20 protein-coding genes are annotated in these 25413 nt (G+C 67.0%); 19 read left to right on the top strand and 1 reads right to left on the bottom strand.

The annotated features are described in order from the left end of the window. Positions 1-82 precede the first annotated feature (82 nt). From H3H51_RS16695 to H3H51_RS16605, 19 genes are all read left to right on the top strand, one after another. Positions 83-607 carry a phage tail protein gene (locus tag H3H51_RS16695; RefSeq protein ID WP_183090191.1) on the top strand — a complete coding sequence of 175 codons (525 nt, stop codon included), beginning with the start codon at positions 83-85 and terminating at the stop codon, positions 605-607. Positions 608-673: 66 nt separating this feature from the next. Beyond that, the gene (locus tag H3H51_RS16690; protein ID WP_183090190.1) at positions 674-1402 is read left to right on the top strand and encodes a T4 family baseplate hub assembly chaperone; all 729 of its coding nucleotides are present in this window, start codon (positions 674-676) and stop codon (positions 1400-1402) included. Beyond that, complete coding sequence (locus tag H3H51_RS16685) at positions 1399-2229, top strand: hypothetical protein (RefSeq protein WP_183090189.1); 831 nt, start codon at positions 1399-1401, stop codon at positions 2227-2229. The genes H3H51_RS16690 and H3H51_RS16685 overlap by 4 nt, the downstream gene beginning before the upstream one ends. Next, positions 2226-3536 carry a DUF4255 domain-containing protein gene (locus H3H51_RS16680; RefSeq protein WP_183090188.1) on the top strand — a complete coding sequence of 437 codons (1311 nt, stop codon included), beginning with the start codon at positions 2226-2228 and terminating at the stop codon, positions 3534-3536. The genes H3H51_RS16685 and H3H51_RS16680 overlap by 4 nt, the downstream gene beginning before the upstream one ends. After that, a complete protein-coding gene (locus tag H3H51_RS16675) occupies positions 3533-5446 on the top strand; it encodes an ATP-binding protein (RefSeq protein ID WP_183090187.1) in 1914 nt (637 codons plus the stop codon). The genes H3H51_RS16680 and H3H51_RS16675 overlap by 4 nt, the downstream gene beginning before the upstream one ends. Next, positions 5443-5733 (top strand): hypothetical protein, encoded by a 291-nt coding sequence (locus tag H3H51_RS16670; protein WP_183090186.1) that lies wholly within the window; start codon positions 5443-5445, stop codon positions 5731-5733. The genes H3H51_RS16675 and H3H51_RS16670 overlap by 4 nt, the downstream gene beginning before the upstream one ends. A gap of 4 nt (positions 5734-5737) precedes the next feature. Next, positions 5738-9139 (top strand): eCIS core domain-containing protein, encoded by a 3402-nt coding sequence (locus tag H3H51_RS16665; RefSeq protein ID WP_183090185.1) that lies wholly within the window; start codon positions 5738-5740, stop codon positions 9137-9139. A 10-nt stretch (positions 9140-9149) separates the two neighbouring features. Then, the gene (locus H3H51_RS16660) at positions 9150-9806 is read left to right on the top strand and encodes a hypothetical protein (RefSeq protein WP_183090184.1); all 657 of its coding nucleotides are present in this window, start codon (positions 9150-9152) and stop codon (positions 9804-9806) included. 16 nt (positions 9807-9822) lie between these two features. Continuing rightward, positions 9823-10140: a LysM domain-containing protein gene (locus H3H51_RS16655; RefSeq protein ID WP_183090183.1), complete on the top strand. Its 318-nt coding sequence runs from the start codon at positions 9823-9825 to the stop codon at positions 10138-10140. Further along, positions 10133-11257, top strand: coding sequence for a hypothetical protein (locus tag H3H51_RS16650; protein WP_183090182.1), 1125 nt, complete (start codon positions 10133-10135; stop codon positions 11255-11257). The genes H3H51_RS16655 and H3H51_RS16650 overlap by 8 nt, the downstream gene beginning before the upstream one ends. Further along, on the top strand, positions 11254-11769 hold the full coding sequence (locus H3H51_RS16645) for a phage baseplate assembly protein V (RefSeq protein ID WP_183090181.1): 516 nt from the start codon (positions 11254-11256) through the stop codon (positions 11767-11769). Before H3H51_RS16650 ends, H3H51_RS16645 begins: the two co-directional genes overlap by 4 nt. Positions 11770-11781: 12 nt before the next feature. Beyond that, the gene (locus tag H3H51_RS16640) at positions 11782-12105 is read left to right on the top strand and encodes a hypothetical protein (RefSeq protein ID WP_183090180.1); all 324 of its coding nucleotides are present in this window, start codon (positions 11782-11784) and stop codon (positions 12103-12105) included. A 1-nt stretch (position 12106) separates the two neighbouring features. Continuing rightward, the gene (locus H3H51_RS16635; RefSeq protein WP_183090179.1) at positions 12107-12466 is read left to right on the top strand and encodes a GPW/gp25 family protein; all 360 of its coding nucleotides are present in this window, start codon (positions 12107-12109) and stop codon (positions 12464-12466) included. Next, a complete protein-coding gene (locus tag H3H51_RS16630; RefSeq protein WP_220791042.1) occupies positions 12463-14895 on the top strand; it encodes a baseplate J/gp47 family protein in 2433 nt (810 codons plus the stop codon). Before H3H51_RS16635 ends, H3H51_RS16630 begins: the two co-directional genes overlap by 4 nt. 16 nt (positions 14896-14911) lie before the next feature. Beyond that, positions 14912-17599 carry a putative baseplate assembly protein gene (locus tag H3H51_RS16625; protein ID WP_183090178.1) on the top strand — a complete coding sequence of 896 codons (2688 nt, stop codon included), beginning with the start codon at positions 14912-14914 and terminating at the stop codon, positions 17597-17599. Further along, positions 17596-19731 carry a hypothetical protein gene (locus H3H51_RS16620; protein ID WP_183090177.1) on the top strand — a complete coding sequence of 712 codons (2136 nt, stop codon included), beginning with the start codon at positions 17596-17598 and terminating at the stop codon, positions 19729-19731. Before H3H51_RS16625 ends, H3H51_RS16620 begins: the two co-directional genes overlap by 4 nt. Before the next feature lie 42 nt (positions 19732-19773). After that, entirely contained in the window at positions 19774-22638 is a 2865-nt protein-coding gene (locus H3H51_RS16615) for a DUF6519 domain-containing protein (protein ID WP_183090176.1), read from the top strand. 75 nt (positions 22639-22713) lie between these two features. Beyond that, positions 22714-23085 (top strand): antitoxin Xre/MbcA/ParS toxin-binding domain-containing protein, encoded by a 372-nt coding sequence (locus tag H3H51_RS16610; protein WP_183090175.1) that lies wholly within the window; start codon positions 22714-22716, stop codon positions 23083-23085. A gap of 66 nt (positions 23086-23151) precedes the next feature. Continuing rightward, on the top strand, positions 23152-23904 hold the full coding sequence (locus H3H51_RS16605) for an RES family NAD+ phosphorylase (protein ID WP_183090174.1): 753 nt from the start codon (positions 23152-23154) through the stop codon (positions 23902-23904). Between the two features lie 125 nt (positions 23905-24029). On the opposite strand, the gene H3H51_RS16600 is transcribed toward H3H51_RS16605, so the two are convergent. After that, on the bottom strand, positions 24030-25256 hold the full coding sequence (locus tag H3H51_RS16600; RefSeq protein ID WP_183090173.1) for an MFS transporter: 1227 nt from the start codon (positions 25254-25256) through the stop codon (positions 24030-24032). Between the last annotated feature and the right edge of the window lie 157 nt (positions 25257-25413).

Genomic DNA, 25413 nt, shown 5'->3' with positions numbered 1-25413 from the left:
CCGCGCCCGATTTCGGGTGCGGGATCGACGACGCTCGCGCGCAGCACATGCCCGCCGCACTGCAACAGAAGGGAGAGCACACATGGCTCAGTTCACCGTCAATGCCCAGCGCTTCGATCCATACAAGAACTTCAAATTCCGCGTGAAATGGGATGGCAAATACGTCGCCGGCATCAGCAAGGTTTCGGCGCTGAAACGCACCACCGAAGTGGTCAAGCACCGCGAGGGCGGCGACCCCAGCAGCAGCCGCAAGTCGCCGGGGCGCAGCGAGTTCGAGGCCATCACCCTGGAGCGCGGAGTGACCCACGACAGCGAGTTCGAGAAGTGGGCCAACAAGGTGTGGAACTTCGCCTCCGGCCTGGGCGCGGAAGTCTCGCTCAAGGACTTTCGCAAGGACCTGATCATCGAGCTGTACAACGAAGCCGGGCAACTGGCGCTGGCCTACAAGGTGTTCCGCTGCTGGGTCAGCGAGTTCCAGTCGCTGCCGGACCTGGACGCCAACGCCAACGCCGTGGCCATCGCCCGCATCAAGCTGGAGAACGAAGGCTGGGAGCGCGACTACGAAGTAGTCGAGCCGAGCGAGCCGAGCTTCACCGAGCCCAGCTAGCGCTACTGGCTGCGTAGCACGGTGCCGCTGAGGCACTGACCCTTGCCCGCATGGAGAGCAGAGATCGTGGCCACACTTGATGCCGCCACCTGGCTGGATACCTGGGAGAACAGCCGTGGATTACCCCTGGCGCTGCAGCCGTGCGCGTTGCTGGCGCCCTTGCTGGCACAAGGGCAAATGGCGGCGGAACGTTTGCCGCTCGGCCAGCGCGATGCGGGGTTGCTGGACCTGCACAGTGCCTTGTTCGGCCCGCAATTGCAGGCCACGGCCCGTTGCCAGTGCTGTGGCGAACAGCTCGAACTGACTCTTGATTGCCGCGAGCTGCGCCAGCCACCGGCACAGATAGCCGCCGAGCTGCGGCTGGACTGGGGGGGCTACCAGCTGTGCTATCGCCTGCCGGACAGCCGCGACATGGTGCTGCTCGCCAGCGCCGAATCCGAAGCACTGGCGCGTGACTTGCTGTTGCAGCGTTGTATCGCACAGGCCTCGCGTAATGGTGAGGCGTTGGCTGTGCAGGATTTGCCGCAGGCGCTGCTCGAACAACTTGCCGTAACCATGGCGGCGGCCGATCCGCAGGCCGTGACCGAACTGGCGCTGCGCTGCCCGGCCTGTGATGCGCAGTGGCAGGAGTTATTCGATATCGGCGCTTTCTTGATGGAACGTCTGGGCCACTGGGCCGAGCGGCAGCTGGATCAGGTGCACGTGCTGGCCCAAGCCTATGGCTGGAGCGAGGCGCAGATACTCGCCCTCAGCCCGGCACGCCGTGCCTGCTACCTGAACCGGGTGCTGGCATGAGTGATTTCTTCAGCCAGCTGAGTCGTCGCGCCTTGCAGCCAGCGGCGATTCGTCCACGTTTGCCGTCGCGCTTTGAGGGTGATAGTGCGGTGCCGATCAGCACCCCGAGCGAGCGCGAAGAGTCGTTCTCGGCCAGCCCGGAGCGGCCTCAGTCTCCTGTGCTATCGGTGCTGCCGGCGACTGTTGTCTCTGCGCCAGCCGAACTCAGGGCGCCAGCGCCGTTGATGGCTGCCGAGCCGCAGGCGGCGGTGTTTCTGCCTTCGCCTGGCGAGCCTCAGCCCTGGTCTGTGTCGATTGATCTGCCTGAGCGCCTGGCACCGAGCGACGCCGTGCCAGTAGCGCCGCAGTGGCCAGTTCCTGAACGGCTCGAGCTGCCATCTCGACCTGAGGTTGCGTTTGCCCCGGTCGCACTGGCTGCGCAGACGGTGGCGCCTTTGCACGAGCCGCCGGTGATTGAGCCGCTGAGCCTGCCGATTCAGTCACCCGCGCCGGCCATGTCCGATGAGCGACTGCCGGTGCATGAGTTGCGGCGCGAGGTGATCGAGCAGCGCGTCGAGCGCCTGCTGCCTGCGGTGCCTTTTCCTGTGAGCGGCCCGAGCCCGCTTGCGCCTGCTTCCGCGATGCCCATGCGCGAGCCACAGGCGCTAACAGCGGCTCCCACTGAGGCCGGGCCACGAGTGGAAATCAACATCGGCCGCATCGAGATCCTGTCCAGCGAGGCGCCGCGCAGCCCGCGACGCGAGGAGCAGCCGGCCAGGCCAGCCGCGCTCTCCCTCGATGCTTACCTGAGTGAACGCAGCAAACCGGCGCGGGGCGGGCGGCCATGAGCAGCGCCCTGGGCCTGGCAGCCGTCGCCGCGACGTTGCAGCAACTGCTGGAAAGCGGTTTTGCCGAGCTGAAGCTGGCCGATGTGCTGGCCAGTACGGGCGCGCTGGTCAGTTGCCTGGCTCCGGATCGCATCGATCGCAGTGCCGACCAGAGCCGCCTCAACCTGTACCTGTACAACCAGCAGCGCAATCCCGGCTGGGCCAATCTCGGCCTGCCTTCGCGCGACAGCCGTGGTGAACGGGTGGGTAATCCGGCGCTGGCGCTGGATCTGTATTTCCTGGTCAGCGCCTACGGTGCCGAGGATTTCCACAGCGAAATCCTCCTGGGCGCGGCCATGCAGATCCTCCACGAAACACCGGGCCTCGGCCGCGAGGCGATCAAGGCATTGCTCAAGCCAGGGCCGAGCAAGCCGAGCCTGCCCAAGGAGCTGGAGTTGGCCGGGCTGGCCGATCAACTCGAACAGCTGCGCATAACCCCGCTCAACCACAGCATGGATGAGATCGCCCGCATCTGGTCGACCATTCAGGTGCCGGCGCGGCCTAGCGCGGCCTACCAGGTCAGCGTGGTGTTGCTGGAGGTGCAGAAGAGCCAGCGTACGCCGCTGCCGGTGCTGGCCCGCAACCTCTATGCGGTGCCATTGCGCAGCCCGCGCCTGGATCGAGTGGAGACCATCGACGGCGCCCCGATCCTGCCAGACAGCAGCCTGCGCCTGACGGGTGCCAACCTGCGCGCCCAGTCCGTGCAACTGCGTCTCAACGGGCTGGATATCAGCGCCGGGATCAGCCAGTTGGGCAACGACAGCCTGCAGTTCGACCTGTTGGCGCCGGCGCTGCCGGAGGGGTTGCAGGCTGGGGTTTGCACCTTGCAAGTGGTGCATCCGCAGCTCATGGGCAATCCGCCGCAACCACACAGCGGCCAGGAGTCCAACCTGCTGGCACTGGTGCTCAATCCGCAGGCCGGGTTCAGCGTCGAACCGGGTGCGAGCAGCCAGGTGGTGGACGGCCAGACCTATCGCTCCGGGGCCATCAGTGTCACTTGCACGCCCGCCATCGGCCCCCGCCAGCGTGTGCGCCTGCTGCTCAACGAGAAGAACCCGCCGGCCGACCGTGCGCCCCGTGCCTACAGCTTCAGCGCCGTGGATGGCAATGGCGTGCTGCCACCGGCTGAGTCCACCAGCAGCGTCACCATCGAATATCGCCATGTGCTGCAAGGCAGCTACCTGGCGCGCTTGCAGGTGGACGCCGGCAGCAGCCCGCTGAACCTGGGCGCGGATGGCCGCTTCAGTGGGCCGGAGGTATCGCCATGAACATTGCCGAAAGCTTCGCGCGAAATCGCCAGGCGCTCAGCGAGGTGCTGGATATTTTTGCCGATTACCTGCAGCGGCGCATCGAGGGCCAGCCGGCCACACTGGCCGCCGGCCTGCAGGCGCCGCCGGGGTTGGCCCATGTGGCGCACAGCCTGGGCCTGACGCCGTTCGAACAGCAGACCTTGTTGTTGGCGGCTGCGCCGGATCTGGATGCGCGCTTTCAGGATCTGCTGGCCCAGGCCCAGGGCGACGAGAGCAAGCCCTGGCTGAGCTTCGGCCTGGCCCTGATGCTGCTGCCGGACGCCGACTGGAGCGCAGTGATGCCGGTGGGGCGCCTGCGCCGCTGGCACCTGCTGGAGCTGGACGGAGTGGGCGGGCCGCTGGCGGCGCGCCTGCGCCCGGACGAGGTGATCCTGCATCAGATCGCCGGCTTGGCCTACCCGGACCCGCGGCTGGAGCCCTGGTTCATCCATCTACCCGGCAACCCTGGCGACGAGTCGGTGGGCGATGCCGCCAGCCAGGCTCTGCTGGACGCCTGGCAGGCCGCCCCAAGCCTGGCCCTGGCGCCGCTGGCACGTTTGGAACAGGGCGACGGGGAAGCCTGCGGGCAGGCACTCAGCCAGCGTCTGGGTCTGCGCCTGTATCGCCTGAGTGGCGTCGATTTGCCGGCCAACCATGAGGAACGCGAACAGCTGGCACGCTTGTGGGAGCGCGAGGCGCTGCTGCAGGGCGCGCTGCTGTGGGTCGATTGCGAGCTGCCAAGCCCGGATGAGGCGCGTCAGCTAGCGGTTTTTATCGATCGTCTGCAAGCGCTGGTGCTGATCAGCGGGGCGGGCAGCTTGCCGCTGCAGCGTAGCCAGCACCGCCTGAGCTGGACGGAAGGTGATGCCAACAGCCGTCTGCAGGCCTGGCAGGCGGCGCTGGGCGAGCAGGGCGCGCTGCTCAATGGCCGCCTTGGCGGCCTGGCCGAGCAGTTCCAGCTCAGTGGCCGCAGCATCGCGCGGATTGCCGATGGCTGGCGGCTTGGCCATCAATCCGAGAGTGAATCGCCTGCTCTGGAGCCGCTCTGGGATGCCTGTCGCGATGAGGCGCGGCGGGGTCTGGACAGCCTGGCCGAGCGGGTCGAGGCGCGCGCCGGTTGGGACGATCTGGTGCTGCCGGACACGGCCATCACCACGCTGCGCACCATTGCCGCCCAGGTCCGTCAGCGCAGCCGCGTTTACCGTGACTGGGGCTTTGCCGAACGTAGTGCGCGTGGCCTGGGGATCAGCGCGTTGTTCGCCGGCGGTAGCGGTACCGGCAAGACCCTGGCCGCCGAGGTCCTGGCCAATGAGCTGCGCCTGGATCTGCTGCGTATCGACCTGTCGGCGCTGGTCAGCAAGTACATCGGCGAGACCGAGAAGAACCTGTCCCGGGTTTTTGCCGTGGCCGAGCGCAGTGGCGCGATTCTGCTGTTCGACGAAGCCGATGCGCTGTTCGGCAAGCGCAGCGAGGTCAAGGACAGCCATGACCGTTACGCCAACCTCGAGGTCAGTTACCTGCTGCAGCGCATCGAGACCTACCGGGGCCTGGCGATTCTCACCAGCAACTTCAAGCAGGCCATCGACAGTGCCTTCCAGCGCCGCCTGCGTTTTATCGTGCAGTTTCCCTTTCCCGACGTGCCGGCGCGCAGTGCCATCTGGCAGCGCGTATTCCCGCCCAGCGCACCACTGGAGCCGTTGGACATCGCCAAGCTGGCGCGCTTGTCGCTGGCTGGCGGGCATATCCGCAACCTGGCGCTGAATGCCGCGTTTCTGGCGGCCGACGAGGCCGCGCCCATTGGCATGCGCCACTTGCGCACGGCGGCCGAAGCCGAGTTCGCCAAGCTGGAGAAACCCCTGCCGGAAGCAGACCTGAGGGATTGGGCATGAGCCGCGCCGCGCGGACGCCAGCGGCGCCGGCAGCGATTACGCTGAGCATCGGTAGCCTGGCGCTGCCCGGTTATTCGCGGCGTGATGGCCAGCGCCTGGCGGGTGCCTTCGAGCATGAGTTGGGGCGCCTCCTGGCGCAGTTGTCTGCGCGTGAGTTGCAGGGCTTTCAGGCCGAGCGCCTGCAACTGCCGTGCTTGCAGGGCCTGGCCGGTGAACGCCCGGAGCGTACCGGGCAGCGCCTGGCCCGGGTGATTGCCGCGCAGCTGCAAGCCGGGGCAGGGGAGTAGTGCCTTGAGCGAACGCAGCGTCACTCCGCTGATCGAGCGCGAGCCACCTGCGCCGAAGACCGCCGTGCGCAACCTGCTGCTGCAGCGCAAGTGCGCCTGTGGCGCCACTGCGGGCGGTGGTGAGTGCAGCAGCTGTGCGGCCAAGCGCGAGCAGTCCCTGCAACGCCGGGCTAGCGGCACCCCGGCTGCAGCGATCCCGGCATCGGTGGATCAGGTACTGGCCAGCCCCGGTCGCCCGTTGGACAGCGCCACGCGCCAGTTCATGGAGAGCCGCTTCCAGGCCGACTTCGCCGGTGTGCGTATTCACGACGATGCCGCTGCCGCGCAATCGGCCCGCGACGTGCAAGCGCAGGCCTACACGGTGGGCCAGAACATCGCCTTCGATAGCGGCCAGTACCGCCCGGACAGCCCCGGCGGGCGTTTCCTGCTGGCCCACGAACTGGCCCATACCCTGCAACAACAAGGCTTGCAACGCAGCGGTTCAGCCCCGATCAGCGACTATGGAAGTGACTACCAGCGCCTGGAAATGGACGCCGACCGGGCGGCCACGGCGGTGCTCAGTGGCCAGCCGGTGCCGAGCGTGGCGCACGCCGGCGGGGTGCGCCTGTCGCGGGCCACGGGTTCGGCCAGCGCACCAGCGGCTCCAGCGGCGGCCTCGCGAAGCCTGACCGTGACCACCGCCTACATGACCACCACCCACCTGGTGACCGCCGAGGCCAGCGCCGCGGCGGGTGGGCGTACCGAAGCGAGCTTTGTCGTCGACAAGCTCTATGTGCCGTATTCCAAGGGGCGCGATGGCCTGGCGCGTTACCAGAGCACGGCGGGTGGGGCATTGCAGGCGGTACTGGCGATGACGGGTGGGCGCGTGCAGGAAAGCGCCGCCTGGCAGGAGCGCGACGACACCGCCGAAATGCGCGGCACCTGGCTCCAGGCCCGTGGCCTGACGCCCGGCGCGGCGGCCAATGCGGCCTGGCAGGCATCCGGCGGCAATGCGGCCTTCCCCGAATGCAGCACCGGCACTTGCCAGATGGATCACATCGTCGAGTTGCAATTGAGCGGCAGCAACAATGCGGAGAACCTGCAGCCGCTGGATGGCCCGCAGAACCGTGACAGCGGCGGCGCGTTGAAGTACCAGGCCTGGGGCCTGTGCAGCCAGATTGCCGCGCATGCGCCATTCAATGCCGCCAGCGCCGCGCAGATTCGCCTGCGCTTCGCCGCGGTGCAGGCCATGGGTACCAGCAGTTTCGGGGCCTACGAGGCGGCCCAGGTACAGCCGGTGGCCGGCAGTGCACCGCCGCTCAAACGGGGCAGCAGTTGCCTGACCATCGCCAAGGCCATGAGCGAGAACCGCGCTGCCGGTACGGCCACTGGTGCGGCCGGTGCGTCTGCGGCGCCGGCTACCACGGTGGCCTACAACCTCGTCGCCGGGGGTGCCAACACCAGCATCCAGGTGCCGGCCAACCTGGCCGCCGATGGCGAAGTGAACATCTTCGATGACACCACCAACCGCGCCGCCGGCACCCTGATTTCCGGCCTGCTGCTGAAGAAACTGAAGAAAGGCCGACCCGGCACCCAAGACCAGGTACACGCCACCCTGGACACCACCAGTGAGGCCGGCGAAGGCCGCAGCACCCGGCTGCCGCTGTCGCTGACCGGGGCGGGCGCCACGCCGATCCGTTTCAGTGTCGGCCCGCAGCCGTCGGGTGCCATGCGCATGGCGGCGGGCGCCTCGGGCATCCAGTTCACCTACCCCTATCTGAGCCCCGGGCGCATTACCAGCCTGACGGTGAATGCGCAGGGCCAGGTCAATTGGCGCGGCACCATCACGTCATCCATCCCGTTCCTGCCGCGCCCGCTGAATGTTTCCTACCAGGACGGCAGTTTTCGTATCACCTCGGCGCTGAGTCGTGCCCAGTTGCGCTCGCCGATGCCGGGTTTCCGCCTGACCGATGCGCGCCTGGAGCTGATCCTCGCACCCACCCTCAGCGCCGAGGGCATGCTGGCCTTCGCCATGGGCACCGGTGCCACGCCGGTGGCCACCGGTAGTGTCACGGTAGGCGCCGATGCCACCGGCCTGACGGCCCAGGGCACCCTGGCGGTGAACATCCCCGGCATCGACAGCAGCACCGCCACCCTGACCTGGCGCAATGGCACCTGGAGCGGCCAGGTGGTGATCGAAACGTCACAGATCCGCCTGCCCTATGTGCAGAGCGGGCGCCTGCAGATCGACCTGGATGCCGAGGGCATCCGCCCCAGCGGCGAGGTCAACCTGTTGCTGCCGCGCAACCTGGGCACCGCCACCCTGGGCTTTCGCCGCGAAAGTGGGCGTTTCGTCTTTGTCGGCGGCGGGCGCATCCGCGTGCCGGGCCTGCGCGAGGTGGACGTACGTGGCACCTACGACGGGCAGACGCTCACCGCTACCGCCAGCGATGTCGGCTTCACCTGGCGCGGGCTGGACGGGCGGGTCAATGTCACCTACACCGCGCGCCGAGGCGGCGAGGGCGCGATTACCGGCGATGGCACGCTGAACATCCGCCGCGGCAACGTGCAAGGCACGATCACGGTGCGGCTGAACAATTCCGGGCGTTTCTCCGGGCGCGGGCAAATCACCTATCCGTTCAGCATTCGTGGCCAGCGCATCGAGGCGACTGCCGGCATAACCGTGGACGAGGAGCAGAACGTCCGGGTCGATGGCGTGCTGCGTTTCCCCCAGCCCATCGAGCTGTTCCGCCGTTTCGGTGCGGATCGCCAGTTGTTCTATATCCAACGCAACATCCCGATTCCCGGTGCGTCCATCGGCCCGCTCGGGGTGGTGGCGGTGATCGAAGGGGGCGTCTCGGCGCGCTACGGTTTTGGCCCTGGTCAGCTGCGCAATGTGCAGATCACGGCGGCGTTCAACCCGTTGGCAGAAAACCCGGACCCCAACGTGGCCTTCCACTGCGAGCTGCATATCCCGGCCAACGCTGGTATTTCCGGCACCATCGGCGGCGGCATCGGTCTGGATGCCGGGGTCGGCTCGGTGACCGGCACCATCACCATCACCGCCTCGCTGGATCTCAATGCCACCCTCGGCGGCCCGCTGGATCTGCGCTACCAGAACAATCGCTTCGACCTGACGGCTCGGCCGGGGATCAACGCCGCACTGGACTTGGGCCTGTCCCTGGATGCCCACGCCCGTGCGCGGGCCCTGGGCTTCTCCGCCGAGAAGAGCTGGAACCTCGGCCGTCGCGGCGTGACCCTGGGCCGCTTCAGCATGGTCGCGCCGATTGCCTGGTCCAGTGATGGTGGCTTCAACCCGCCGAGCATGGAGCAGATCGAATGGGGCGAGCCGCCCCGTATCGACCCTCCGCAACTGATTCGCCAACTGTTCAGTTCCGCCAGCGCCGAGGAGCGCCCCGCCGCATGAGTAACCAGGCATGAGTGGCTTTCCCGGTAGCCCGCAATTGCTCAAGGGCGGGTTGATCCTGATCGACCCTTCTAGCGGCGCGGTGCAGCGAGTGATCGCCCTGCAATACAACCCCGACCTGCTGACCCGCACCCTGCAGCCGCAGAGCGTTGGTGGCAGTGCGGCACTCAGCGAGCCGCTGCGCCTCAAGGGCCCGCCGGTGGAGATCATCAAGCTGGATGCGGAGATCGATGCCACTGACCAGCTGGAATTTCCGGCTCAGCACCGCACGGCTGTGGAGGTCGGCATCCACCCGCAGTTGGCGGCGCTGGAGACCATCGTTTACCCGGACAGTGGCGCGTTGATCCGCAACAACATCCTGGCCATGGCCGGCACCCTGGAAATCGTTCCGGTGCAGGCGCCACTGCCGTTGTTCGTGTGGAGCAAGGAGCGGGTGCTGCCGGTGCGTATCACCGACTTCTCCATCGTCGAGGAGGCCTTCGACAGCCACCTCAACCCGTTACGTGCGCGCATCACCCTGAGCATGCGCGTGCTCAACATCAACGACCTCGGCTTTGGCGACAAGGGCGGCCATCTGTACATGGTTTACCACCAGGGGCGTGAGCGCATGGCGCGCAAGGCTTCCAGCGCGACCCTGGCCAGCATCGGCCTGAGCAGTTTGTTCTGAGTGAAGGGAGACACGCATGATCGAGCGTTTTCCAGCCAACAGCCGCTATCACGGCACCCCGACCGCCGAATTGAACGGCCCGGACGGACGCAGCCTGGTGTACCTGCGCCGGCGCTTCGTGCCCGATCCGGCGCGCTTCGTCACCTTGCAGGAGTACCAGGTGATGGAGGGCGATCGCATCGACCGCATGGCGGCCACGGTACTCGGCGATCCGGAGCAGTTCTGGCGTTTGCCGGATGCCAACGGCAGCCTCAAACCGGGTGAGCTGGAAGAGTTGGGCCGGCGTATTCGCCTGACCCTGCCCGAGGGTATGGCGGGGCTCGGCGATGCTTAAAGGCATGCACCTGTCGTTGCTGGTTGGCCCGGCATTACCGGTGCCTGTACCGAAGCCGGTGATGGACGCCCTGCAGAGCGTGCAGGTGACCTCGGCCGCCGGCTCGCGCAGCGGCTTCCAGCTGGTGTTTGCGGTCAGCAACAACTCACCGCTGCACACCCTGCTGGTGCTGGCGGGCGGTCAGGTGCCCTGGCTGCGGGTGCTGCTGCTGGTGACCATCAACAGCCTGCCGTTGGTGATGATGGATGGCATGGTCACGCGCCAGGAAATCAGCGGTTCCAACGAGCCGGGGCAGAGCACCCTAACGGTGACCGGTGAGGACCTCTCGGTGGCTATGGACCGCCAGGAGTTCAATGGCCTGCCATACCCGGCCATGCCGGCGGCGGCACGCGTGGCGCTGATCATCGCCAAGTACGCGATGTTCGGCATGGTGCCGTTGGTGATCCCGCCGATCTTCAGCGAGACGCCGATCCCGGTGGAGCGTATCCCGCTGCACGAAGGCACCGACCTGGCCTATGTGCAGCGCCTGGCCGCCGAAGTCGGCCATGTGTTCTATGTCGAGCCGGGGCCGCTGCCGGGGATGAATACCGCCTACTGGGGCCCGGAAATCAAGCTGGGCGTGCCGCAGCCGGCGTTGAACCTGGGCATGGACGCGCACAGCAATGTCGAGACGCTGTCATTCAGCGTGAATAACAGCGGCTCGCGGCTACCCATCGTGTTCATCCAGAACTCGCTGACCAAGTTCCCGATTCCCCTGCCGATTCCCAGTGTCAGCCTGGCCAACCCACCGCTGGGCATGCTGCCGCCGCTGGCCAACTCGGTTGCCCTGCTCGGCGACACCGCGCGCCTTTCACCGCTGGCTGCGTTGTCCCGCGGGCTGGCGGCTGCGGCCGGCTCCAACGATACGGTGGGCGCCACCGGCACCCTCGATGTGTTGCGTTACGGCAGCATCCTCAAGGCGCGCCAGCTGGTTGGTGTGCGGGGCGCCGGGATGGCATTCGACGGCATGTACTACGTCAAGAGCGTGACCAGCACGATCAAGCCTGGTGAGTTCAAGCAGAGCTTCAACCTCAGCCGCAACGGCCTGATTTCCACACTCCCGAGGGTACCCGCATGAGTGAGCGCGATCGTTTCTTCGGCAAGTATCGCGGCGTGGTGCTGAACAACATCGACCCCATGCAATCGGCGCGTATCCAGGTGCAGGTGCCGGATGTACTGGGGCCGACGCTGTCGAGCTGGGCGATGCCCTGCGTGCCCTTTGCCGGTCAGCAGAGCGGGGTGTTCGTATTGCCGAAGATCGGCGCCGGGGTGTGGGTGGAATTCGAGCGTGGCGATGCCGATTACCCGGTGTGGGTCGGCGGCTTCTGGGGCAGCGCGGCCGAGGTGCCGGCGCTGGCCCTGGCCGGGTTACCGGTGTCGCCGAGCATCGTTCTGCAGACCGGCAACCAGACCAGCCTGATGCTCTCCGACCTGCCTGGGCCCACCGGCGGCATTCTGCTGAAGACCGCCACCGGGGCGATGATTTCGATCAACGAAGTGGGCATCACCATCAGCAACGGCCAGGGCGCGACGATCATGCTGACCGGGCCTTCGGTGAACATCAACCAGGGCGCCTTGACGGTAATTTAGGGAGAAACGCGCATGCCCGGATTCCTGCTCCACCTCGGCGCCACCGTGCTCTGCAGCCACGGCGGCCAGGCCACACCCACCGCACCGTTCCCGCGGGTGACGCTGTCCGGCCAGCCGGTGACCACCCTGGCCGCGCCCTATGTGATCGCCGGCTGCCCCTTTCCGCCGCCGAATGCCGGCAATGGGCCGTGCGTCACCGGGCAGTGGTTGGTCGGCGCCACCCGGGTGTTCGCCGGTGGCCAGCCGGTGTTGCTGCAGAGCAGCACCTCGGTGTGTGCGCCGACCGGTACGCCGATGACGGTGGCGGTCACCCAGGTACGGGTATCAGGAGTCTGACATGTCCCTCGACTTCCCCTTCCGCATCGATTCGCGTGGGCGCAGCGCCGAGGTCAGCGGCGACGCGCATATCCGCGACATGATCGAGCAGGTGCTGTTCACCGTACCCGGCGAGCGGGTCAATCGCCCGGACTTCGGCTGCGGCCTGCTGCAACTGGTGTTCGCGCCGAACAGCGATGCCCTGGCTGCCGCCCTGCAAATGACCGTGCAAGGCTCATTGCAGCAATGGCTCGGCGAGCTGATCGAGGTCGAGGAGGTACAGGTGGAAAACCTTGATGCGCGCCTGCTGGTCACCGTGCAGTACATCGTCCGCCGCGACCGTGAGCGGCAGCTGGCCAGCTTCGCCCGGGGGCTGGCATGAACATGCAGCGCCAGTTCCGCTCCGACAAGCCGCACCGGGTCAACCTGCTGCGCCAGCTCGACCCGCCCACGCTCAACGGCATCGACTACCTGGAAGTCACCTCCGCCGACCAGCGCAGCCTGCGCGTGGTGTTCGTCCACCCGCTCAGTGGTATCAGCAAGGCCAACTGCCGGATCAACGGCGGGGTGCGTATCACCGGCATCCAGATCGACAGCTTCAGCATCAGCGGCCGCCACCTCAACCTCAAGGTCGCCCAGCCTGGCGATTTCTCCTGGTACCAGTTCGAACTGGTCGACCCGGCCGCGCCGGAAAATGCCCCGGAGGGTTTCGATCCCTGCCTGTCGAGCATCCGCTTCAGCTTCAAGGCGCAGTGTCCTTCGGAGTTCGACTGCGCGGAACAGCACCTGTGCCCGCCGGAGGCGCTCAACGAGCCGCAGCTGGATTACCTGAGCAAGGACTACGCGAGTTTTCGCCGCCTGATGCTCGACCGCATGGGGCAACTGATGCCGGGTTTTCGCGAGCGCAACCCGGCGGATTTCTCGGTGGCGCTGGTGGAAATGCTCGCCCATGTCGGCGACCAGCTCAGCTATTACCAGGATGCGGTGGCCACCGAGGCCTACCTGGGCACGGCGCGCCGCCGGGTGTCGCTGCGCCGCCATGCGCGCCTGCTCGACTACCCGATCCATGACGGCAGCAACAGCCGCGTCTATGTCCATCTCAACATCAAGGCGGGCGCCGACGGCCGTGTGTTGCCGGCGCGTACAGCGTTGCTGACCCGTGGTCGGGAGGCGGGGCCGGTGCTCAAGCCGGAGGTCCTCGACGGTCTGCCGGATGGCGAGACCCAGGTGTTCGAGAGTCTGCACGACCTGCGCCTGGAGTCCGCGCACAACCGCATCCACATTCACAACTGGGGCGACCCCGGATTCTGCCTGGGCAAGGGTGAAGTGCAGGCGGCGCTGGTCAGCGCGCCGGCGCTCAAGCTGGTGCCGGGGGCGGTGCTGATCTTCGAGGAGGTGCTCAGCCCCACCACCGGGCGCAGTGCCGATGCCGATCGCCGGCACCGCCATGCGGTGCGTCTGGTGGCGGTGCAAGTGGGGCTCGACCCACTGACCAACACGCCGCTGCAGCTGGTGCGCTGGCATGTCGAGGATGCACTGCCGTTCGCCCTGTGCGTCAGCGCCGAGTTCGAGTTGGGCGGCGACACCGAGGTGCGCGAGATCGCCGTGGCGCGGGGCAATGTGCTGCTGGCCGACCATGGTCAGAGCCTGCACCTGCAGCCGCTGCTGCCGGAGCTGGCGAGTGCCGGCAAGTACCGCCCGCGCTTGCGCGAGCCGGGTATTGCCTACGCCGAGTCGTATGCCCATGCCAGCGTGCTGGCCGATGGCTGGTCCGCTGCCCGCGCGCTGCAGCAAGACCCGCGCCGCGCGCTGCCGGCCAACCTGCAACTGATCGAGGACGACCTGAGCCAGTGGGGCAACCAGCCGGCGCCCGACGCTACGCCCTGGCTGGCGCAGCGCGATCTGCTCGGCAGCGACCGTTTCGCCCGCGAGTTCGTGGTCGAGACCGAGGCCGATGGCATGGTCTACCTGCGCTTCGGCGACAACCGCTCGGGTCGCCAGCCAGAGCCGGGCAGTCGGTTGCTGGTGAACTACCGCCTGGGCGGCGGCAGCGCCGGCAATGTCGGCGCACAGAGCATCACGCGCCTGGTCTGCGAGGACGTCAACATCGCGCCCTTCGTCGAGTCCCTCGGCAACCCGCTGGCGGCTGTCGGCGGTGCCGAGGCGGAGAGCAGCGATGCGATCAAGCTCTATGCGCCCGAAGCCTTCCGCAACCAGGAGCGGGCGGTGACCGAAGAAGACTACGCCCGCGTCGCCGAACTGCATCCGCAGGTGCAACGCGCGGCGGCGCGCCTGCGCTGGACTGGCAGCTGGTACAGCATGTACATCAGCCTCGACCGCAAGGGCGGCCAGGCCCTGGACGAGGCGTTCCGCCGCGAGTTGCTCCTGCACCTGGAGCGCTACCGCCTGGCCGGCTATGACCTGGATATCAGTGAGCCGGCCTATGCGCCGCTGGATATCGAGCTGGCGATCTGCGTGCTGCCCGGTTACTTCGCCGCCTCGGTCAAGCAGGCGCTGCTCGAACGCCTCGGTACCGCGCAGGACGAACTGGGCCAGCGCGGCTTCTTCCACCCGGATCATTTCAGCTTCGGCCAGCCGCTGGCGTTGTCGCGCCTGATCGAGGCGGTGCAGGCGGTGACCGGGGTGGCGTCGCTGGATGTGGTGCGCTTCCAGCGCTGGGGCAAGGTGGCCAACCAGGAGCTGCAGGACGGCCAGGTCAAGGTCGGTGCCTTGGAAGTGCTGCGCCTCGATAACGACCCCAATTTTCCGGAAAACGGCCGCCTGCTGCTAAGCATGCGCGGTGGCCTGTGATGAGCGAGGGATGCCCATGACCACCAGCGATTGCGGCTGCTGCAGCGGGGTCAAGGCCCTGACCCCGGTGGATGGCAGCAACCCGCCGGGGCAGGCGACGCTGCATTACCGTGTCGGCAGCCACGCGCGCTTTCGGCAAACCCAGCTCGCCGGCCTGAGCAGCAAGCCGGCGCTGCTGGACCTGACCACCCGCGACGCCGATGACCCGGCCCTGGCCCTGCTCGACGCCTGGGCAGGGGTGCTCGATGTGCTCAGCTTCTACCAGGAGCGCATCCTCAACGAAGGCTTCCTGCGCACCGCCACCGAGCGCCGTTCGGTGCTGGAGCTGGGCCGTGCCATTGGCTACGAGCTGCGGCCCGGCGTGGCGGCATCTACCTACCTGGCCTTCACCCTGGAGACGGCGCCCGGCGCGCCTCTCGCTGCAGTGATCGCTGCCGGCAGCAAGAGCCAGAGCATTCCGGCCCAGGATGAGACACCACAGGTGTTCGAGACCCTCGAGCCGCTGCAGGCGCGCGCCGCCTGGAATGCCCTGGAGGTGCTCAACCAGGACGAGGTGCGTCCGTATTGGGGCGGGCGCACCCTGTACCTGCGCGGGCAGAACACCCAGTTGCAGCCTGGCGATGCGCTGCTGGTGATCGGCGAGGAGCGGCGCAAGGATCCGGACAACGAGAACTGGGATTTCCGCCGTGTACGGCGGCTGTTGGTGGTGCCGCCGAACGAGCCATCGGCCGACCCGCTGGCCGGTTACACGGTAGTCACCCTGGATAGACCCTTCGGCTCGCTGGTGCATTCGGTGCAGCCGAGCCAGCTCGACCCGCGCTGCTATGCGCTGCGCAGCAAGGCCGCGCTGTTCGGCCAGGCCGCGCCGAACTGGAAGGCCATGCCGCGCAGCCTGCGCGCGGCGTTCGCCGGGCTGACGGAAACGGCCGACGTGCCGTTTGCCACCTACGCGGACTGGCCGGGGTTCAACATCGCCAGCGTTTCCGGCAGCGGAGACGCCAAGGGCCGGCATATCCACCTCGATGGCAGCTACCCGAAGATGGTGCCGGGCAGCTGGGTGGTGCTGTCGGTTCCCGATTACGAGGAGGTCTACCAGGTACTGGAGAATGCCGACGATGGTCGCGTGGGCTTCACCCTGGGCGGTAAATCGACGCGCCTGACCATCAGCGGCGAGAACCTTACGGAGAAATTCAACGGTCACCTGCGTGACACCGCGGTGTTCGGCGAGTCGCTGGAGTTGCCCTGGGCAAGCCGGCCCAGTTCCGGCTTCATCGAAGGCAACCTGCTGCACCTGGCCAGTCTACAAACGGAGCTCGAAGCGGGGCGCTGGTTGGCGCTCAGCGGTCTGAGCATTCCGGCCATCGCGGCGCATGCCAAGGTGCGGCGGCGCCTGCGCAATGCCGATCACCTGGCTGCGGTGCAGATCGAGCGGGACGGCAAGCGGGCGCGTATCACCTTCGCCGACGGTGAGCGCTTCGACGTCAGCCTGCTGCCGGTCAGCGAAGTGGTGCGCATCCACCGCAATGACAGCATCGACGGGCGTACCCGCCTGGAGCTGGAAAGCCCGCTGCTCAACAGCTACCTGCCGGTGTCCCTGCGGATCAACGCCAACGTGGCGCCGGCCAGCCACGGCGACAGCCGGCAGATGCAGATCCAGCCCGAAATCCTCGGCAGCGGCGACGGCAGCAGCGCCTTCCAGCGTTTCCTGCTGAAACAGAAACCGCTCACCTACGTTTCCGCGCCTACGCCGACCGGCACCGCCAGCACCCTGGAAGTGCGCGTCGACGGGGTGCGCTGGCACGAGGAACCGCGCATCAGTGCACTGCATGCCGACGCCAGTGCCTACCTGTTGCGCCGCGCCGATGACGGCACGGTGACGGTGCAGTTCGGCGATGGCCTGCACGGCCGGCGCCTGCCCAGCGGGCAGATGAATGTGGAGGCGCGCTATCGCATCGGTATCGGTGCCGAGGGCAATTTGCCGGCCGGGCAGATCTCGCTGCTGCTCAGCCGGCCGCTGGGTCTGAAAGAGGTGGTGAATCCTATTGCGGCCAGTGGCGGCGCCGATCCGGAAAGCCGCGACCAGGCCCGGCGCAATGCACCGCTGACCGTGCTGGCGCTGGAGCGGATCGTCTCCCTGCGTGATTTCGAGGACTTTGCCGCGGCCTTCGCCGGCATCGGCAAGGCCCAGGCCGTATGGCTGTGGAACGGCGAAGGGCGCCTGGTGCACTTGACGGTGATCGGTCTGGATGGTGCCGCCATCACCCTGGATTCGGCGCTGTACCGCAACCTGGCCACGGCCATCGACCAGGTGCGCCCGGCCCATCAACCGTTGCGCCTGGAAGCCGGGGTGCGCCTGGGCTTCGGCCTGCGGGCCAAGCTGCGGGTACATCCGGACTTCGTCAGCGAAAAAGTGCTGGCCGCGGTGCGTGCCGCGCTGGCCGAGGCCTTCGGTTTCGAGGCGCGCAGCTACGGGCAGTCGCTCAGCGGCAGCGAGGTGGTGGCGGTGATGCAGCGGGTGCCCGGCGTGGAGCGGATCGACCTGGATCGGTTGCGCCTGCACAACGGCTTGTCCACCAGCAGCGTGGCGGGCCCCGACGGGCGCCTGCGGGCCCGGGGCGCGCGCTGGGAAAATGGCCAGCTCAAGCCGGCGCAGTTGCTGTTGATCGACCTGGATGACGTGCTGATTGAGGAGCTGAGCGCATGAGCATCGACGCCGAATACCTGCTGGCGCGGCTGCCGGCCTTCTACCGCGAACGCGATGCCGAACTGGGTGGGCCGCTGCAGGCCCTGCTCGAGGTGATCGCCGAGCAGGGCGCGCTGCTCGAAGCGGATATCGAAAGGCTCTACGACAACTGGTTTATCGAGACCTGCGACGACTGGCTGGTGCCCTACATTGGCGACCTGCTTGGCGTGCGCGGGCTGTATGCGGTGAGCGGCACGCAGAGCTTCGGCCAGCGCGCGTTGGTGGCCAATACCCTGCGCTTGCGCCGGCGCAAGGGCACGGTGCCGGTGCTGGAGCAACTGGCCTTCGACAGCAGTGGCTGGCGCGCGCGGGCGGTGGAGTTCTTCGAGCTGCTGGGCACCACCCAGCATGTCAATCACCGCCGCCTGCATAGCCTGCGCACCCCGGACCTGCGCCAGGCCGCGCGGCTGGAGCGCATCGACGGGCCGTTCGACTACAGCGCGCACACGGTGGAAGTGCGCCGACCCTCGGCGGGGCGCTACAACATTGCCAACCTCGGCCTGTACCTGTGGCGTCTGCAGGCTTACCCGGTGCAGCGTGGGCAGGCGTGCGCCATCGCTGGCATGAGCGGCTGCTACAGCTTCGACCCACTGGGCCGACGCTTCGTCGACGACCCGTTGTTGCGCGACGGCATGCTGTTCAACCGGCCGCGCAGTGAAACCGAAGTCACCCGCCTGGCGCAGCCGATCAACGTGCCGGAGCCCTTGTCGCGGCGCCTGCTGCATGACGAGCTGACGGCGCTGCGGCAGACCCTGACCGATGGCGGCACGCCGCAGTTGCAGTACTTCGCCGCCGAGCGTGGCGGGGCGGTGCTGCGCATCTGGCTGGATGGCGTGGAAGTACCGCCGGAGCATCTGCTGGTGTGCAACCTCTCGGCGATTCCCGGGGTGAGCCCGGAGGCCTGGCGTCGGCCACCCGCATCGATGGATGTACGGCCCAGTGCGGGCGGCCCGCTGCGTACCTTCCCGGCGGCGGCCAATCGCTTCCTGGTGGGGTTCGATCCAGTGCTCGGGCGTATCAGCCTGCCCGCCGGCAAGAGCGCGAGCACGGTCGAGGTGGCCTGGGCCTATGGCTTCCCCGGTGATGTCGGCGGCGGTCCGTATGATCGTCGCCCGGTCAGCAGCAGCGACGATGAGCGCCAGGGCCTGCTTGATCCGGCCGACTACCAGGACCTGATCGAGGTGCCGGGTACCTTCACCACCCTGAACCTGGCCCTGCAGAGCCTGCAGGCTGGCGGCAGCTACCTGATCCGCCTGCTGGGCGACAGCACGGAAACCCTCACCAGTGCGATCAACCTGCCGGACACCGAGCTGGCCATCGAGGCGCTCAACCAGCGGCGCCCGGTGCTCAAGGGGGATCTGCTGGTACAGGGCAATGGCGATACCCGGCTGACCCTCTCCGGTCTTTTGCTCGACGGCAAGCTGCGCCTGCTGGGTGATCTACGCGAAGTGGCGCTGCGTCATTGCAGCCTGACCCCGGCGCGGGGCGGTATTCATCACGAAACCAAGAGCAAGGGCCGCATGCTCGCCATCAGCCTGACCCATTGCCTGTGCGGGCCGCTGCGCAGCGAAGGCGCGCTGGCGTCGGTGGCGGCGCGCTACAGCGTGTTCGACAACGCCGACGACGAGGCGCTGCACCTGCCCGATACCGAGCTGAGCCTGGACCGTTGCACGGTGTTCGGCAGCAGCCGCGCCGGCGGCCTGGAAGCGGCCAACAGCCTGTTCAGCGGAGCGTTGCTGATTACCCGTCGGCAACTGGGCTGTGTGCGCTTCTGCTATGTGCCGGACGGTTCGAAGACGCCGCGCCGCTACCGTTGCCAGCCGGATCTGGTCAGCCACGGGCTCTCGGCGAGCAAGGCCAAGCCGGAGAAAGTCCGGGTGACGCCGACCTTTACCGCCACCACGTTCGGCCACCCGGCCTACGCCCAGTTGCGCTTGTCCTGTGCCGTGGAGATCCGCACGGGGGCCGAGGACGGCGCCGAGATGGGCGTGTGGAACCTGCTGCAGCAACCCCAGCGCGAGGCCAACCTGCGCCAGGCCCTGGATGAGTACCTGCGCTTCGGCCTGGAGGCCGGGGTGATTTTCGTCAACTGACGCGCACGCCAACGACAAGACCCAGGAATCAGGACGACCATCATGAAAGCCGATCTTTCCCGTTCCACCGACCAACCGGGCAAACAGTATCGTGGCGTGCGCATGCAACAGGGCCGCGTACAGCTGGATGCCGACTGGAACGAGCAACAGGACATTCTCAACCGCCGCATCGAGACCGAGGCGCGCGACAGCATCGGTGCCAGTGGCGTGCCCATCGACAACCCGGGCTTCGGCCTGACGGGCAACGGGCAGAACATCGAGATTTCCGCCGGCCACCTGTACCTAGACGGCCTGCTTTGCGCCAACCCGCAGCCCTGCAAGGTGGCGGGCAAGCGCGAGGGCTTGGTGGCTGAGCTGGGCCAGCCTCATCTGCAGGGGCGTCTTTCGCCGATCATCGCGGCGGATGCCAGCCTTTTGCCGCTGCCCCCGGCGAACGCCACGGCCGAGCTGACGGCCATCCGCGTGTACAGCGCCGCGAACAATCCGGTGCAGCCGGAGAACGGCCTCTACCTCGGCTACCTGGAGGCTTGGCTGCGGCATGTCACGGCGCTGGAAGACGAGCTGATCCGCGAAGTCGCCCTGGGCGGGCCGGACAGTGCCAGCCGCGACCAACTGGCCTGGCAGGTCAAGCTGCTGCGGCTCGGTGCGGTCGGTGCGAGCATTTCCTGCCTGTCTAACCCGCCGGCCTGGGAAGAACTGTCGCGCCCCTCCAGTATCCGTATGGCCGCCCGTGCCGAACCCGGCGCCACGCCCAAGGACCCTTGCCTGCTGACGCCCGAGGCGGGTTATCAGCGCCTGGAAAACCAACTCTATCGCGTGGAGGTACACCACGACGGGGTGCCGAGTGGGGCGCGCCAGTGCAAGTGGTCACGCGATAACGGCAGCATCGTCACCAAGGTAACCGGCTGGCTGAATGACCCGGCACCGAACGAGATCGAGGTGGCGAGCATCGGTCGCGATCCTTACCTGGCGATTAGTGCAGGTTGCTGGCTGGAGCTGTTCAACGACGACCACGAGGAAACCGGGCGCGCCGGGCACCTGGTGGAAGTGCTGAAGACCGAGGGCAATCGGGTCACGCTCAATCTGCCGACTCCATCGGATATGCCAGGCGGGTTGTTCCAGCGCAACCCGCGCGCCCGTCGCTGGGATGGCGTGATTGCCCTCGCCGCGCTGACCGGAAGCCCGGGGGATAACGCCGGTTGGGTCAAGCTGGAAGACGGCGTGGAGGTCCGTTTCTTCGACCCTCGGCTGGGTGGCAAGGACGGAAAGCTGCGCGTCGGCGACTACTGGACCCTACCGGCGCGCACGGCTACCGCCGGTATCGAATGGCCACAGGAGGCCGGCAAGCCCGCCTTCGTCGCACCGCAAGGCGTGCTACGCGCGTTCACCCGCCTGGCTCTGCTGACCTGCCAGTCTGGTGTCTGGGCGCGCATCAGTGACTGTCGCCAGTTGTTCCCGGCACTCACCGAGCTGACCAACCTGCATTACGTCGGCGGCGACGGCCAGCAGGCCATGCCCAACCCGCTCAATCCGCAGCCGATCAAGTTGGCCTCGCCGCTGGAAGTTGCCGTGTATAACGGTCAGTTTCCCGTGGCCGGCGCCACGGTGCGTTTCCGCGCGCCTGATGGGCTGTTGGCGAATGGCACCCAGCAGGACGATGCGACCACCAATGGCGAGGGTATTGCCCGCATGGACTGGTTCCTGTCGCCGGCAGCGGCGAAGCTCAACCAGACCTGCACTGCCGAGTTGCTCCAGGCGGGTGCATCGGCACCGGGCAAGTTCAACGAACTGCACTTTTCCGCCAGCCTCGCAGTAGCCGCGGCGGTGGCCTACAACCCGGCCGGCTGCCCGGACATGCTGGCCGAAGGCGTCAATACCGTGCAGTTGGCCCTCGACTCGCTGTGCAAGCGCAACCATGTCGGCGGGTGCTGCGTGACGGTAGGCCGGGAAGGCGAGTTCCCGACCCTGGACCGTGCCCTGCGCGAGTTGCTCAAGCGCGGTGAGAACGACATCTGCCTGTGCCTGCTGCCCGGCGATCATCGCCTTACCGATGATCTGGTGGTGGACGGTAAGAGCGAGGTCAACCTGCTGGTGCATGGCTCGGGCCCGGCTACGCGCTTGCAGCTGGAAGGGCAGGCCTTCGAGCTGGCCCGTTTTCGCGGCCTGGTCCTGCATGACTTCGATATCTTCGGTGACCCGCTCGCGCCCATGGCCCTGCGCCTGCTCGGTTGCCAGCGGGTCAGCGTTCGCCACTTGGGTATCGGCGGCGTGACCGAGGCGGGCAGCAGCCTGCTGCAGATCGGCGCCTGCAGCCTGGTTGAGCTCAGCCACCTGCAGGTGGTGGCCACACAGCCCAAAGTGCCAGGGGCGAGCGGGGCGCCGAGTTCGTTGCTGGGCCGGTCCGGTTATGCCCTGATGCTGGCGGATGCTCGCGGTGAGGTTTCGTTGAGCGACAGCAGCGTCAGTGGGCGGATTTCCCTGTATGGCGAATCCATCGATCTGGATGAATTGCCCCGCGATTTCATCAAGCGCCTGGGCAGCCTGGCGCTGGAGGAGGAGCGCGGGCGGCTGTACCTGGCCAACAACCGCCTGGGTGAAGTGCGCCTGGGCGATGAGCTGCTGCAGAAGCTCAAGGACCTGGCCTCCAGCACCGACAACGGGGAGATTCCCGGCTGCTTCGCCAGCGTGATCGTCAACGACAATATCCTCGGCCCCTTGCCCAACCAGTGGCTGGGCGTTCGCGTGGCGCTGAGCCAGAACAGCTTCAACCGGTCGCTGGACAATGCCGGCTTCGTCATCGCCGAGCAGGGCAAGTACCTGGGTAACTTCTGTCGTTCCGAGTGTGTGCTGGTCACTGCTGGCCATCAGATCGAGAAGTTCGGCAACGGCACACTGACGCTGGTGTGAGGGAAAATGGCTTTCTTGTGTTCGTTTTGATGTTTTCTTGCTATTTTTGTATCAAACGAACATCTGGAGGCTGTCATGAGCGCACTCAGCAAGCCCGGTGTCGATGCCGACGCCGTTCTGCTCAAGGCCCTGCTCAACACCCGCGAGCAACTGGGCCTGACCCAGGCCGAGCTGGCCGGGATAGTCGGGGTCAACCGTTCCGCCATCAGCCGCTGGGGTGACAGCGGCGGCCTGCGCCCACAGAGCAAGACTGGCGAGCTGGCGCTGCTGCTGATCCGTGCCTACCGCGCGCTGTTCGCCCTGTTCGGCGGCAACCTCGACGACATGCGCCACTTCCTGCGCACCGATAACCACCACCTGGCCGGCGTGCCCCTGCAGCAGATGGCGCAGGTGCAAGGGCTGGTGCGGGTGGTGGAGTATCTGGACGCCATTCGCGGCAAGGTCTGAGATCCTAAACAGGTTCTGATGATCTTTTATGGCTCCCTCTAAGCACTGAATTAAGAGAGCACCGATATGGATATCTGGCAGGCCTGCGCGGGCGCAGAGCAGATCACGCCGTTGCGCGGGCGCCTGGTGCGGCTGGTGGAAAGCCAGGAACAGGTGGCTACGTTGCAACTGGTCGACACCCTCGACGAGCAGGCGCTGCTCGAACAGTTGCTGGAGTCGAGCAAGCCGCCCTTGCCGCGCAGTGATGAGCCGCTGCATTACCTGCTGCACACGCCGTTCCGCTACCCGCCGCTGCGCTGGGGCTCGCGCTTTGGCCGGCGCTTTGAGCCGAGCCTGTTCTACGCGGCCTGCCGCCTGGAAACCGCGATGGCGGAGACGGCCTACTACCGTTTCGTGCTGTGGAGCGGCATGGCCATCGCGCCCCCGAGCGGGCGCATCCTCTCCGAGCATTCGTCGTTCGAAGCGCGTTACCAGGTCGAGCGGGGTATTCGTCTGCAACTGGCGCCCTTTGCCGAGCACCGCGAGCTGCTCACCCACCGCAGCGATTACCGCACCACCCACCAGCTCGGCAGTGCCATGCGCGAGGCGGGCGTGGAAGCGTTCGAATACCCCTCGGCCCGTTGCCCGCAGCAGGGCATCAATGTCGCCCTCTACGCGCCCCAGGCACTCAGCGAGCGACGCCCGCGCAACCTGACGCCCTGGCTGTGCGAAACCACGGCGGGCTATGTTGCCTTCAAGCGCGCACAGACTGCCGATACGCCCCGGCGTTTTGCCCTGGAACTGTTCCTGGTGGATGGGCAGTTACCGCAGCCGGCCTGAGTTTTGGGGCGATTCAAGTGCCTGGACTCTAATCGCCCAGTTTTCCGTTTAAGCCGATGCACGTGGCAACTTGCAGCCTCGCTACAGTAGGTCGCTATCACCCTTCTGCCGCCGCGCAGTAGGGGCTAGGCCTGCTTGAACAGCGACACGACGGCCAACTGCAGCAATGCCAGGCTGATCAGAAAGACGATCACCAGGTTCCAGTTGCCCAGCGCAGCGTGGATCAGCGATGCCGCCGTCATGGCTACGGCGGCGCCGATATTTCCGGCTACGGTCAGCAGGGCGTTGGCCTGGGCAGCCTGGCGGGTGCCCGCCAGCTCCTCGCACAGGGCCAGCAGCAGGGCGTAGCCGGGCAGCAGGAAAAACCCCAACAGCAGCGCATACAGCAGCACCGGCAGATCGCTGTGGGCGTGAAACAGCTGCCAGATAGTGCCGATGGCGCCCACGCCGCAGCCGATCAGTACCCACTTCTTGTTCTTCAGCCAGTGCGCCAGCGGCACGATCACGAACGAGCCGACCACCCCGCCGACAATCAGCAAAACCCCGGCCCAGCCCAGCGTGCCGGCATCCAGGCCATTGCCCATGAGGATCGGTTCGAGGCATAGGGTCAGCGCATTGAACAGGCCGAAACCGAGCAGCGCCGCGAGCAGGACGAAGCCCAGCCCCGGGGTACGCAACAGGCCCCACAGCCCGTTGCCTGAGCGGCTGTGGACGCGGGTGCGCTGCGGCGGCTGCCCGACGATCAGGCAGAACAGCAGGCACGGCAGCAGCGACACCAGGGCGAAACCGAACAGGGTGGCCTGCAGGCCATAACTGGCGAACAGCGGCGGGGTCAGGCCCAGGCCCAAGGCCAGCCCTGCGAACATGCCGGCGGTGCTCAGGCCGATAGCCTTGTCGCGTTCTTCTTCGACAAACCATTCGGCGGCCATCTTCGCGGCGCCATTGAGGATCAGTGGCTGGGCGATGGCGATCAGCAGTTGCCCGAGCATCAGGCCGGTGAAGCTGTCGAGGTTCCAGCGCAGCGGCACGGCGAGCGCCATGAGCAATACGCCGAGGCCGCTGCCGTGGCGAAAACCAAAACGGTCGATGGCCATGCCCGCCGGGACGGAGAGCAGGACGCAGAACAGCGGGAAAATCAGGATGCTGGCGCTGGCAGCCATTTCCGACAGGCCATAGAGCGCCTGGATGTGCGACAGCAGCGGCATCAGGTTGGTGACCAGTGCCTGGTTGATGCACAGCACCAGGGCATAGCTGAGCGCCACCGGCCAGCGTCGGCGGGCCCGTGAGGCGGGCAGGGGCGCGGCGCTCGCGGATGTGCTGTCGAGGTGCAACGGGTGTGCATGTCTGTTCATTGCCGGTCTCCGCCTTGCTTGTCGAACAGGTTGCTGGGGCTTGCCAATGCGCTGGGTCGAGCATTTCACGTGCCAGCACGGGCCGGGTTGAGTGGCCTGGCGCGGCTGAGCATATCCGGGTGTCATCCTCGGCTGCACGCTAAATGCGCAGGAGCCG

This window comes from Aquipseudomonas ullengensis, from assembly GCF_014174475.1.
GTDB classification, from domain to species: Bacteria; Pseudomonadota; Gammaproteobacteria; order Pseudomonadales; family Pseudomonadaceae; genus Aquipseudomonas; species Aquipseudomonas ullengensis.
Note: the sequence above shows the minus strand (reverse complement) of the source record. Positions and strands in the feature narration are given on the sequence as shown.

Bases quoted from the DNA above. Each gene is read 5' to 3' on its own strand.
- H3H51_RS16600 (WP_183090173.1), bottom strand. From the start codon at position 25,256: ATGAACAGACATGCACACCCGTTGCACCTCGACAGCACATCCGCGAGC.
- H3H51_RS16695 (WP_183090191.1), top strand. From the start codon at position 83: ATGGCTCAGTTCACCGTCAATGCCCAGCGCTTCGATCCATACAAGAAC.
- H3H51_RS16660 (WP_183090184.1), top strand. From the start codon at position 9,150: ATGAGTGGCTTTCCCGGTAGCCCGCAATTGCTCAAGGGCGGGTTGATC.
- H3H51_RS16675 (WP_183090187.1), top strand. From the start codon at position 3,533: ATGAACATTGCCGAAAGCTTCGCGCGAAATCGCCAGGCGCTCAGCGAG.
- H3H51_RS16630 (WP_220791042.1), top strand. From the start codon at position 12,463: ATGAACATGCAGCGCCAGTTCCGCTCCGACAAGCCGCACCGGGTCAAC.
- H3H51_RS16610 (WP_183090175.1), top strand. From the start codon at position 22,714: ATGAGCGCACTCAGCAAGCCCGGTGTCGATGCCGACGCCGTTCTGCTC.
- H3H51_RS16605 (WP_183090174.1), top strand. From the start codon at position 23,152: ATGGATATCTGGCAGGCCTGCGCGGGCGCAGAGCAGATCACGCCGTTG.
- H3H51_RS16635 (WP_183090179.1), top strand. From the start codon at position 12,107: ATGTCCCTCGACTTCCCCTTCCGCATCGATTCGCGTGGGCGCAGCGCC.
- H3H51_RS16640 (WP_183090180.1), top strand. From the start codon at position 11,782: ATGCCCGGATTCCTGCTCCACCTCGGCGCCACCGTGCTCTGCAGCCAC.
- H3H51_RS16615 (WP_183090176.1), top strand. From the start codon at position 19,774: ATGAAAGCCGATCTTTCCCGTTCCACCGACCAACCGGGCAAACAGTAT.
- H3H51_RS16670 (WP_183090186.1), top strand. From the start codon at position 5,443: ATGAGCCGCGCCGCGCGGACGCCAGCGGCGCCGGCAGCGATTACGCTG.
- H3H51_RS16645 (WP_183090181.1), top strand. From the start codon at position 11,254: ATGAGTGAGCGCGATCGTTTCTTCGGCAAGTATCGCGGCGTGGTGCTG.
- H3H51_RS16680 (WP_183090188.1), top strand. From the start codon at position 2,226: ATGAGCAGCGCCCTGGGCCTGGCAGCCGTCGCCGCGACGTTGCAGCAA.
- H3H51_RS16655 (WP_183090183.1), top strand. From the start codon at position 9,823: ATGATCGAGCGTTTTCCAGCCAACAGCCGCTATCACGGCACCCCGACC.
- H3H51_RS16625 (WP_183090178.1), top strand. From the start codon at position 14,912: ATGACCACCAGCGATTGCGGCTGCTGCAGCGGGGTCAAGGCCCTGACC.
- H3H51_RS16685 (WP_183090189.1), top strand. From the start codon at position 1,399: ATGAGTGATTTCTTCAGCCAGCTGAGTCGTCGCGCCTTGCAGCCAGCG.
- H3H51_RS16620 (WP_183090177.1), top strand. From the start codon at position 17,596: ATGAGCATCGACGCCGAATACCTGCTGGCGCGGCTGCCGGCCTTCTAC.
- H3H51_RS16650 (WP_183090182.1), top strand. From the start codon at position 10,133: ATGCTTAAAGGCATGCACCTGTCGTTGCTGGTTGGCCCGGCATTACCG.